Source organism: Bacteroides ndongoniae (assembly GCF_900108345.1).
GTDB lineage: Bacteria > Bacteroidota > Bacteroidia > Bacteroidales > Bacteroidaceae > Bacteroides > Bacteroides ndongoniae.
The window spans coordinates 268,037-279,795 of record NZ_FNVV01000012.1; the positions used below are offsets into that span (position 1 = coordinate 268,037).

Sequence of the window (11,759 nt, forward strand, 5' to 3'; positions counted from 1 at the left end):
AAAGCCTTATGACACTGACCGAAGAAACCCTCCGATTCGTAGCCGAACACCGGCACGACGATGTACGCACACTGGCACTGCAAGCAGCCCGCTATCCGCATGTAGATATGCCTGTAGCACTGACGCAGATAGCCGGCCGGCAGGCTGCTGAAGAAAAGATACCCACTTGGGCTACGACAAACGGCATCCTCTATCCGCCACACCTCTCCATGGAGCAATGTTCGTCGGAGATGACGGCCCGCTACAAGACCACCATCATCGAAGCCTTCGGAGGCAGACACGAACAGTTTGCCGACCTGACAGGCGGATTCGGCATCGACTGTTCTTTCCTGTCCGCACTCTTCAGCCATGCCACTTATGTAGAACGGCAAGAAATGTTGTGCGAAGCGGCCCGCCACAACTTTCCGCTGTTGGGACTGGAGCACATCAACGTGTGCCATGCCGACGGCACCGACTACCTGCGGGACATGACCGGTACCGACTGGCTCTTTCTTGATCCTGCCCGCCGCGACGGACACGGCGGAAAAACCGTTGCCATAGCCGACTGCGAACCCGACGTCGCCGCCCTCGAACCGCTGTTGCTCGAAAAGGCCGAACACGTATTGATAAAGCTATCGCCCATGCTCGACCTGACCCAGGCCCTGCACACCCTGCAGCACGTCAGCGAAGCACACATTGTCTCCGTAGGAAACGAATGCAAGGAGCTGCTGCTGGTACTGACACGCGGCGACATGACCGAACCCGACCGCGTCCCCATCCGTTGCATCAACCTGCCCACGGACCAGGCTGCTTTCAGCTTTACACGTCAGGAAGAACAGGACACTGCGTGCCCGTATGCCCCAACACTTCGCACATACCTGTACGAGCCCAATGCCTCCCTGCTTAAAGCCGGAGCTTTCCGCAGCCTGGCCAACGCATACAAAGCAGAAAAACTGCATCCCAACAGCCACCTCTACACCTCGGACATGCCGCTGCCCGACTTCCCTGGCCGTATGTTCCGCATAGACGGCTGGTGCGGCTTCGGCAAAAAAGAAGTAAAAAGTCTGCTGGGCGAAAACCGAAAAGCCAATATCACTGTCCGCAACTTTCCCGCCACCGTGGCCGAACTGCGCAAACGGCTGAAACTGGCCGAAGGAGGCAACATCTATCTATTTGCAACAACACTGGCCGAAGGACAAAAAGTGCTGGTCAGATGCAGCAAACCCGACTAAACACAGCACGTCTGTCTATCGCGTGACCGAAGGCACACACTTACTTTGCTGCACCTTCCTCTGCCTCATCCGTTGTTTCGTGAGGAATAGTCGAAGCATTTCCATCGCGCACGGCCATGTAATGGGGCGACATGATTTCGACACCGGCTTCGTTGAAGCGGTCCTGAATATTCTGATGCAAATCCGAATAAATCTGTGCCAGACGGTCGGCATCCTTGATGTAGGCATTGACCTGATATACCGGATACCAGTCGCTTAACGAAGTAGAAAGGACAAAAGGACGGGGATCGTCTACCACGCCGGGGGTATCGAGTGCTGCCTCTATCAGCAATTTATTGACCTGTCGCCAAGGGACATCGTATCCGATACTGACTTCGGAGTGGATAATCAATCCGTAATCGCGCGCCGACTAACTGAAATTCACCGTATGCGAAGACATGATAAACGAGTTGGGAATAGTCACGACTTCGTTTTTAGGCGTACGTATACGGGTTACGAGTGGAGTTTTCTCGACCACGTTACCCGTCGTATCGTTCAGCTTGATACGGTCGCCCAGCTTAAAAGGACGCATGTAAGTGATGACCAAACCGGCAATAATATTTCCGATAACCGTGCTCGACCCCAGCGAAATAATCAGACCTACAAATACCGATATCCCCTGAAATACTCCCGAATTGGATCCAGGCAGATACGGATAAATCATCGCAATCATAAAGGCATAGAGCAGAAAACGGATAATGTGATAGGTAGGCATGGCCCAGTCGGGATAGAATCCGTTCAATTTAAGCCGCTCTTCCTGCACCTCATTCGCCAGATAACGAAACATCCGCACCAGGTACTTGATAGCAATACAGATGACAAGAATGGTGAACAGATTGGGGATATAGGCCAACACACCATAAAGGATGCTTTTCACAGGATTCCAAATATAGGAAAACAACTGATAGGCCAGATCTTTGGTCTGCGGAAAGATGGAGAACAGCAGAGGCACTGTAAGCAACAGCTGCAACAGCATAATGACATACCGGAACAGATTGGCCAGCCATACCAGTACAATCACTTGCCTGCGTGTGTCCAACAACTCAAAGTCCTGAATGGAAAATGCCTTCAGGCGCGTATGCTTCAGCCTGACAATGCGTGCCTTCAGCTTGCGGAACAGCCAGTTGGTAAGTTTGAACAACAGGAACTGTCCTACAATCACCAGCAGGAAATAAGCAATACGTTTGCACAATTGCCAAAAGCCGTGTTCGGCTTTCATCACCTTCAGCTTTTTTACAATCACCTGGCGCCTGATCTCGGCCAAACGGTCGCGCGAACAACTTTCCCACAAACCGTCCTGGTCGGTAAACGAAACAAGTACCTTGTCGCCATACATCAAGTCGGTAACAATATCGGTACTTTCGATGTAGACCGAATCAGGATGCAGATTGAAGCGCTTGCCCAACGCCGTGATGTCGCGTGACACATTTTCGGCCCGCTGCTGCGGAGAAAGGCCTCCACGCTTGGCATAAAGGTAGAACAGAGTATCTTCGTCCACTACTACGGGAACGCCCAAGGTAACCTGCCTCAGCGAATCGATGCGCTGTTTTTGTGACGCCAGTTTTACCGAATCGGCAGCATAAGCAGCCAGCTTCATCTGCTCAATCTCCATACGCAGATTGGCTTCATTCAGTTTGGCTGTTGCCAGTTCTTTCCGGACAGCGGCAAGATGCAGTGAATCACTATCAGCCTTATCTCGGAAGCCTGCAAACTGTCGGCATGGAAAATATCAAGAACCTTTTCTACCACCTGAGCCGGCAGAGCGACCGGAACCCACAACAACAGACTAAAAATAAGAAACAGGTTTTTCTTCATACTCATAAACATTCTATTTTGTTCCAAAATCAAAACAAGGGAGCAAACATACGTAATGTTTCCGATATTTCCACATTCCGGTCCTTACAAAGGCGAAAAAAAGTGTTTGTCACGTCCCGCTTTTGCCCATTATCCGTGAAATGTATATCTTTGCCGCACAATTAAATAATAACCAATAACATCATTATTCCCTGTATATGGATATTCTTTTGCTCATCGGAGGCTTGCTCCTCATCCTGCTGGGTGCCAACGGACTGACCGACGGCGCCTCTTCCGTAGCCAAACGCTTCAACATCCCCAACATCGTTATCGGACTGACCATCGTAGCTTTCGGTACTTCGGCACCCGAACTGGCCGTCAGCGTATCGTCGGCCTTGAAAGGCAGTGCCGACATCGCCGTAGGAAACGTAGTAGGAAGTAACATCTTCAATGCCCTGATGATTGTAGGCTGCACAGCCATGTTTGCCCCCATCGTGGTGCAACGCAACACGTTGCTCAAAGAAATACCACTCTGCATACTGGCCTCACTTGCCCTGTTGATTATGGGCAACGACATGCTGCTCGACAAATCTGGCGAAAACGTAATCAGCATCACCGACGGCCTTATCCTGTTGTGCTTCATGGCTATCTTCCTGAGTTATACTTTTGCCATTGCAAGAAGTGGTCTCACCCCCTCTCCCGAAAAGAGTGGAGAAAGCAACGGTCCGGCTACTGCAGAAGAAGAAACGGAAATTAAGGAGATGCCTCTGTGGCGGTCTCTGATATACATCGTGGCCGGACTGGCAGGCCTCATCTACGGCGGACAGTTTTTTGTAGACGGTGCCAGCGGCATTGCACGCAGTCTGGGAGTCAGCGAATCGATCATCGGTCTGACGCTGGTGGCAGGAGGAACCTCGCTGCCCGAACTGGCAACCAGCATTGTTGCGGCCTTGAAGAAAAATCCTGAAATAGCCATCGGCAACGTAGTAGGCAGTAACCTGTTCAACATCTTTTTCGTACTGGGTTGTTCGGCTTCTATCACCCCCTTGCACCTGGCAGGTATCAACAATACCGATCTGCTGGTACTCGTCGGCTCCAGCATTCTGCTATGGCTGTTCGGAGTCTTCTTCGGCAAGCGCATCATCACACGCGTCGAAGGTGCCATACTGATAGCATGCTATGTGGGATATACAGCCTGGCTGATCTACAATGCCGCCTAAAACTCATGACTGGGGCATCATTCTTCTTCCCACATAGTTCATTCTTCATGAAAAAAAAGTATCTTTGCGCCATCAAACTAACTCAACGACCATGGCTGTTACAATAAAAAAAGTTACCACAAAAAAAGAACTGAAGCGCTTTATCCGCTTCAACTACGAACTATACAAAAGCAACCCCTACTCCGTACCCGACCTTTACGACGATATGCTGAACACGTTCAACAAGAAAAAGAACGCAGCTTTCGAGTTTTGCGAGGCCGAATACTTTCTAGCATACAAAGACGGGAAACTAGTAGGTCGTGTGGCCGCCATCATCAACAATCGGGCCAACCAGACCTGGAACAAACGGGAAGTCCGTTTCGGATGGATCGACTTTACCGACGACGCCGAAGTGGCAGATGCCCTGATCAGCACTGTCGAACAATGGGGTAAGGAGCGTGGAATGACCCACATCACCGGTCCGTTGGGTTTCACCGACATGGATGCCGAAGGAATGCTTGTCGAAGGCTTCGACCAGCTGGGTACCATGGCTACCATCTACAACTATCCTTACTATCCGCAGCACATGGAACGGATGGGATTTGCGAAAGATGCTGACTGGGTAGAATATAAAATATTTATCCCCGACGCCATCCCCGACAAGCACAAACGCATCTCTGACCTGATACAGCGGAAGTACAATCTTAAAGTAAAAAAATATACATCGGGGAAAGAAATCGCCCGCGATTACGGACAGGCTATTTTCGAACTGGTAAACGAAGCCTATACACCACTTTACGGTTACTCGGCTCTGACGCAGAAACAAATAGACCAATACGTCAAGATGTACCTGCCCATTCTGGACTTGCGCATGGTGACACTCATCACCGATGCCGACGACCAGCTGATTGCCGTAGGCATCTCCATGCCGTCGCTGTCCGAAGCCCTGCAGAAGTCGCACGGACGTCTGTTACCTTTCGGATGGTTCTACCTGCTCAAAGCTCTGTTCTTCAAACGCCGCGCCAAGATGCTCGACCTGCTGCTCGTAGCCGTCAAACCCGAATATCAGAATAAGGGCGTCAATGCACTGCTGTTCTCCGACCTGATTCCCGTCTACCAGCAATTGGGCTTCGAATATGCCGAAAGCAATCCCGAACTGGAACTGAACGGAAAAGTACAGGCACAGTGGGAATACTTCCACACGGAGCAGCACAAGCGTCGCCGAGCATTCATCAAGGAAATCAAGTAATGCCTGAAGAGATTGTTTTTATCCCGTTTTTGCTCGAAATCCGATGAAAAAACGATGATTTCTGACGAAAAACGGATGTTTTTTGATGGGAAACTGATGAATTCTGACGAAAAAACAACGAATTTTGGCGGAAAAACGATGAAAATTCGCTCTAAAACAAGCAAAAAACACCGAAAAAACAGCAGAAATTGATGAAAAACAGCTTAAAACAGGCATAAAAAACGCCTTAAAAATCGAACTAACAAACTGATAGCAAACTACTTATCATCTATTTACGCAAAGAAACGACAAAAAAACGTCTCTTTATATATATAAAAAGAAAGAAAGAAAAAAAGATATTGTTGTTGTTAGAGAAACGACAACCGACGACAACGTTCCACTTGAAACAATCGTCCGTATCAACGGAGGCTCATACTGAACAAATAAAGCCGCCGCATTTGCCAGACAGACGCGTGGCGTTTTCCTGGCAAATGCGGGGCAACAGCCCCACAAACCCCAGCGGTTTTGCCTGCAAAGTCCAGGGATATTGGACAAGAAAACGGCGAGATAACCGCATACAGAAGCCCTCTGCTTGGCTAAAAGCCCAAAAACTTCTCCCCTAAAAAGAATAAAAAATTTGTTCATGCCCCATAAAACCGTTATTTTTGCAAGATAAGACAGAAAGGGAATAGTCAGACCATGGAAGAAGAAGAAAAAGACGGCAACCTGCAATTTACAGAAGCACCGGTAGAATATACCGAAGACAACATACGCCACCTGGACGACATGGAACACATCCGTGTCCGCTCGGGTATGTACATCGGCCGGTTGGGCGATGGTTCACAAAACGATGACGGTATCTACGTCCTGCTCAAGGAAGTTATGGACAACTCGATTGACGAGTTCAAAATGGGAGCCGGCAAAAAAATCGAAGTGAACATCGAAGACAACCTGCGTGTCAGTGTACGCGACTACGGCCGGGGCATCCCCCAAGGCAAGCTCATTGAGGCTGTCAGCAAACTGAATACAGGCGGAAAGTACGACTCAAAAGCGTTCAAGAAAAGCGTCGGACTGAACGGTGTAGGTATCAAAGCCGTCAACGCACTGAGCAGCCATTTCGAAGTCCGCAGCTACCGCGACGGTAAAGTACGCACTGCCATCTTCGAACGGGGTGTACTGCAAAGCGACACTACCGAAGACACACAGGAAGAAACCGGTACCTACATCTTCTTCGAGCCGGACAACACCCTGTTTCTCAACTACAGTTTCCAGAACGAGTTTGTAGAAACACTGCTGCGTAACTACACTTACCTGAACACAGGTCTGACCTTCATCTACAACGGCCAGCGCATTGTCTCGCGTCACGGTCTGGAAGATCTGCTGAAAGATAATATGACCAGCGAAGGCCTTTACGACATTGTCCACCTGAAAGGCGAGGACATCGAAATAGCCTTCACCCATACCAACCAGTACGGCGAGGAATATTATTCCTTCGTCAACGGCCAGCATACCACCCAAGGCGGTACGCACCAGACAGCCCTGAAAGAGCATCTGGCACGTACCATCAAGGAATTCTACAACAAAAACATGGACTATGCCGACATCCGCAACGGACTGGTAGCCGCCATTGCACTCGATGTAGAAGAGCCCATGTTCGAAAGTCAGACCAAGACCAAGCTGGGCTCGAACAACATGTGGCCCGCCGTGCCGCAGGAAGACAAGCCGGCAGGTCCCACGGTGAACAAGTACGTGGGCGACTTCATCAAGACCGAAGTGGACAACTACCTGCACAAGAATCCGCTGATGGCCGAAGTCATGCTGCAGAAGATACAAGACTCCGAAAAAGAGCGCAAAGCCATTGCCGGCGTCACTAAGCTGGCTCGTGAGCGTGCCAAGAAAGCTAACCTGCACAACCGCAAACTGCGCGACTGCCGCTACCACCTGAACGACGGTAAAGGCAAGGAGCAGGAAGCCGAATCGTGTATCTTCATCACCGAGGGCGACTCGGCCAGCGGCTCCATCACCAAAAGCCGCGACGTGAATACCCAAGCCGTATTCTCGCTACGCGGAAAACCGCTGAACTCCTACGGACTGACCAAGAAGGTAGTCTACGAGAACGAAGAGTTCAACCTGTTGCAAGCCGCCCTCAACATCGAAGACGGTCTTGACGGACTTCGTTACAACAAGGTCATCGTAGCCACCGATGCCGATGTGGACGGCATGCACATCCGTCTGCTCATCATCACCTTCTTCCTGCAGTTCTTCCCCGACCTCATCAAGAAAGGCCACGTGTACATCTTGCAGACCCCCCTCTTCCGTGTACGCAACAAAAAGAAAACCAACTACTGCTATACCGAAGACGAACGGCTGAAGTCCATCGAAGAACTGGGACCGAACCCCGAAATCACCCGATTCAAAGGTTTGGGCGAAATCTCGCCCGACGAGTTCCGCCACTTCATCGGCAAAGACATGCGGCTGGAACAGGTGAACCTGCGCAAAAACGACCTTGTGAAAGAACTGCTCGAATTCTACATGGGCAAGAACACCATGGAACGGCAGAACTTTATTATAGATAATCTGGTTATCGAAGAAGACATGGTAAATGAAGATTCTTAATTCCTCATTCTTAATTTAACTATGACCAAAGCTATTTTTCCGGGAACATTCGATCCCTTTACCATCGGCCACTACTCGGTGGTGAAGCGTGCACTGACCTTTGTCGATGAAATCGTTATCGGAATCGGAATCAACGACAAGAAACACAGCTACTTCCCTACCGAGAAACGGGAGAACATGATCCGGCAACTCTATAAAGACGAACCTCGCGTCAGCGTCAAATCCTACGACTGCCTGACCATCGACTTCGTCCTGCAGGAGAAAGCCAACCTCATCATCCGCGGCATCCGTACGGTGAAAGACTTCGAATACGAAGAAACCATTGCCGACATCAACCGCAAACTGGCCGGAGTAGAAACCATTCTGCTCTTCACCGAACCCGAACTGACCAGCATCAGCTCCACCGCCGTACGCGAACTTCTGCAATTCCATAAAGACGTCAGCCAGTTCCTTCCCGAAGGAATGAAGATCAACGAAGAATGAAAAACAGAAAACGAAAAGTGTAATTTGTGGTAGAAACCTACTGAAAACGAATCGCATCATGAAATATATAATACTCTTACCGGTTCTGCTTGCCTGCACCCTCGCCGCACAGGCACAGAACATCAACAAAAACGCCATGCGCAAATTGCAAATGGCCGAATTTGCCATTACCAACCTCTACGTGGACTCGGTGGACGAAGACAAACTCGTAGAGGAAGCCATCGTCGGTATGCTCGAACAACTCGACCCGCACTCCACCTACAGCAACGCCGAAGAGGTGAAGAAGATGAACGAACCCCTACAGGGCAATTTCGAAGGCATCGGCGTGCAGTTCCAGATGATAGAAGACACCCTGCTCGTCATCCAGCCCGTCAGTGGCGGCCCTTCGGAAAAAGCAGGCATACTGGCCGGCGACCGCATCACGGCCGTCAACGACACCGCCATCGCCGGAGTGAAGATGAGCACCGAAGACATCATGAGCCGGCTTCGCGGACCCAAGGACTCGAAAGTCAACCTGACCATCGTGCGCCGTGGCGTGACCGATCCGCTCCACTTCACGGTGAAGCGCGACAAGATACCCATCCTGAGCCTTGACGCCTCGTACATGATACAGCCCCACACGGGTTACATCCGCATCAACCGTTTCGGTGCCACCACCGCCGAAGAATTCCTCAATGCCCTGAAAGGCCTCCAGAAGAAAGGCATGAAAGACCTCATCCTCGACCTGCAAGGCAACGGAGGCGGCTACCTGAACGCCGCCATCGACCTGGCCAACGAATTCCTCGACCAGAAGGACCTCATCGTCTATACCGAAGGAAGAGCCTCCCGCCGCAGCAACTTCTACGCCAAGGGCAACGGCAACTTCCGCAACGGACGCCTTGTGGTTCTGGTGGATGAGTATTCGGCCTCGGCCAGCGAAATCGTCACCGGAGCCGTACAGGACTGGGACCGCGGCGTAGTCGTTGGACGACGCACCTTCGGCAAAGGACTGGTGCAACGCCCCATCGACCTGCCCGACGGCTCGATGATACGCCTCACCATTGCCCGCTACTACACACCCGCCGGACGCTGCATCCAGAAGCCCTACACCGGCAAAGGCGATGACATGCAGGAAGCTTATGCCAAGGACTTGCTCGACCGCCTCAACCACGGCGAACTGATGCACGCCGACAGCATCCACCTCCCCGACTCACTGAAATACCAGACCAAACGTCTGGGACGTACCGTTTATGGCGGCGGAGGCATCATGCCCGACTTCTTTGTCCCCATGGATACTACGCAGTACACTGACTACCACCGCAATCTCGTGGCAAAAGGAGTCATTATCCGCAGCACAACGGGCTACATCGAACACCACCGCCAGGAATTACAGAAGAAATACAAGAATTTTGAAGCCTTCGACAAGGATTTCGAGATAGACGAAGCCTTCCTGACCGACCTGCGTGCACTGGCCGACAAGGAAAAGGTGAAATTCGATGAAGCGCAATACCAACGTGCGCTTCCCCTCATCAAGACACAGTTGAAAGCCCTCATCGCCCGCGACCTATGGGACATGAACGAATATTTCCAGGTGATGAACGCCACCAACCAAAGCGTACAGCAGGCACTGAAAGTGCTGAACGAAGGCTTCTACGAACAACTGATGGATAAGACTACGACTGAATTGTAATCAGTCACCGAACAACCATTTGTTCAGCCAACGATTGATATAGATATTAGCCACTGCACATCCGGCTCCGATTGCTGCGCCCGCCAGCACATCGGACGGATAGTGCACGCCTTCGTTCATTCGCGATACCCCTACCGAACAGGCCCACACGGCCGAAGGAGCAATCACATACCATTTGGGATACTTTACACTGAGCGATGTGGCCAGCGCAAAGGCTGTCGCCGTATGCCCCGAAGGAAAAGACGGACTGTTTTCGTGGCTGTAAGCATGCACTCTGTCGGGATAGCGTTCATAAGGCCGCTGCCTGTCCACCAGATACTTCATGCCGTACGTCACAACAAAAGCACCTGCCACACTGGTACCTACATAAACAGCATCCTTCAGCAACTGCTTGTCATGCTTGGCCCATGCAGTTACCGCCATGGCAACAGGTACTCCAATTGCCACATACGGCTCCGTCCGTGAAATCACCTTATTATAATTACGAATGAACTTTCCGTCCCAACTATTGACACGATGCACCGTGTTGATATCCCAATTCTGCCCCCATGCGCCCGACACGAGCAACGACAGAAAACATACAAAAAAAGTCCAACGTTTCATCATTTGCATTTCTATCAATTTAGCGTTCTAACATCCTTCTTTCCTATCAGGCAGCAAATATAATCTACTTTCTCCATACATGCAACGAACAGAGAAACAAGCCACTACTTATTAAGGAATTATTTCTTTAATTCCTTGCTTAATCAAGGTATTTCACCTATTTTTGCAAGAAAATAGCCATCGGGCATTGACAGGAATTTTTTTCTAACTATTAAATAATTTAAATTCAATCATTTATGTGGTTAAGTAATTCATCTGTAGGAAGGAAAGTGGTGATGAGCGTTACCGGTATCGCCCTTATCCTGTTTCTGACGTTTCACATGGCGATGAACCTTGTTGCGCTGGTTTCGGCCGAAGGCTACAACATGGTTTGTGAGTTCTTGGGAGCGAACTGGTATGCAGTGGTCGGTACACTCGGTCTGGCCGCCTTGTTCATCATTCACATCATCTATGCCTTCTGGCTGACTATGCAGAACCGCCGTGCACGCGGTAGCGAACGCTATGCAGTGGTAGAAAAGCCTAAAACAGTAGAATGGGCTTCACAAAACATGTTGGTGTTGGGTATCATCGTCATTGTAGGTCTGTGCCTGCACTTGGTACACTTCTGGTCAAAAATGATGCTTCCCGAACTGGCAGGCTGCCAAGATCTGGGCGTAATGATGAATGCCGCTAATGGTATCTATCACATCCAGAACACCTTTGGCAATGTAGTCAACGTAGTACTCTACATCATCTGGCTGGGTGCGCTGTGGTTCCACCTCACTCACGGTTTCTGGAGCGCTATGCAGACATTGGGATGGAACAACAAGACTTGGATTAACCGTTGGAAATGCATTTCTAACATCTACTCCACCATCGTTGTCATCTGCTTTGCACTGGTAGTTGTTGCATTCTACATCCAATCCCTTATTTAAGAG

Annotated in this window: 9 protein-coding genes and 1 pseudogene; 8 read left to right on the forward strand and 2 right to left on the reverse strand. The window is 50.3% G+C overall.

Annotated features, from left to right (window positions below):
- The first annotated feature begins 8 nt into the window (after positions 1–8).
- Entirely contained in the window at positions 9–1,211 is a 1,203-nt protein-coding gene (locus BQ5591_RS01410; protein ID WP_071148153.1) for a THUMP-like domain-containing protein, read from the forward strand.
- A 40-nt stretch (positions 1,212–1,251) separates the two neighbouring features.
- On the opposite strand, the pseudogene BQ5591_RS01415 reads toward BQ5591_RS01410, so the two are convergent.
- Positions 1,252–3,065: pseudogene (locus tag BQ5591_RS01415) on the reverse strand (mechanosensitive ion channel family protein).
- 197 nt (positions 3,066–3,262) lie between these two features.
- Between BQ5591_RS01415 and BQ5591_RS01420 the strand changes: the two are divergent.
- The 6 genes from BQ5591_RS01420 to BQ5591_RS01440 all read left to right on the forward strand — a co-directional run bounded on the left by BQ5591_RS01420 (position 3,263) and on the right by BQ5591_RS01440 (position 10,239).
- A complete protein-coding gene (locus BQ5591_RS01420; RefSeq protein ID WP_071148154.1) occupies positions 3,263–4,264 on the forward strand; it encodes a calcium/sodium antiporter in 1,002 nt (333 codons plus the stop codon).
- A gap of 91 nt (positions 4,265–4,355) precedes the next feature.
- Positions 4,356–5,492: an N-acetyltransferase gene (locus BQ5591_RS01425; RefSeq protein WP_071148155.1), complete on the forward strand. Its 1,137-nt coding sequence runs from the start codon at positions 4,356–4,358 to the stop codon at positions 5,490–5,492.
- 54 nt (positions 5,493–5,546) lie between these two features.
- A complete protein-coding gene (locus BQ5591_RS21270) occupies positions 5,547–5,684 on the forward strand; it encodes a hypothetical protein (RefSeq protein WP_159434404.1) in 138 nt (45 codons plus the stop codon).
- Between the two features lie 486 nt (positions 5,685–6,170).
- On the forward strand, positions 6,171–8,087 hold the full coding sequence (locus BQ5591_RS01430; RefSeq protein WP_022162757.1) for a DNA topoisomerase IV subunit B: 1,917 nt from the start codon (positions 6,171–6,173) through the stop codon (positions 8,085–8,087).
- Positions 8,088–8,108: 21 nt separating this feature from the next.
- Positions 8,109–8,570 (forward strand): pantetheine-phosphate adenylyltransferase, encoded by a 462-nt coding sequence (gene coaD / locus BQ5591_RS01435; RefSeq protein ID WP_071148156.1) that lies wholly within the window; start codon positions 8,109–8,111, stop codon positions 8,568–8,570.
- A 58-nt stretch (positions 8,571–8,628) separates the two neighbouring features.
- Positions 8,629–10,239 (forward strand): S41 family peptidase, encoded by a 1,611-nt coding sequence (locus BQ5591_RS01440; RefSeq protein ID WP_071148157.1) that lies wholly within the window; start codon positions 8,629–8,631, stop codon positions 10,237–10,239.
- Here BQ5591_RS01440 and BQ5591_RS01445 read toward each other — a convergent pair whose 3' ends face one another.
- Entirely contained in the window at positions 10,240–10,842 is a 603-nt protein-coding gene (locus BQ5591_RS01445) for a phosphatase PAP2 family protein (protein ID WP_071148548.1), read from the reverse strand. It lies immediately after the preceding gene.
- A 236-nt stretch (positions 10,843–11,078) separates the two neighbouring features.
- Here BQ5591_RS01445 and BQ5591_RS01450 point away from each other — a divergent pair, with 236 nt between their 5' ends.
- Positions 11,079–11,756: a b558 family succinate dehydrogenase cytochrome b subunit gene (locus BQ5591_RS01450; RefSeq protein WP_022162761.1), complete on the forward strand. Its 678-nt coding sequence runs from the start codon at positions 11,079–11,081 to the stop codon at positions 11,754–11,756.
- Positions 11,757–11,759: the final 3 nt, after the last annotated feature.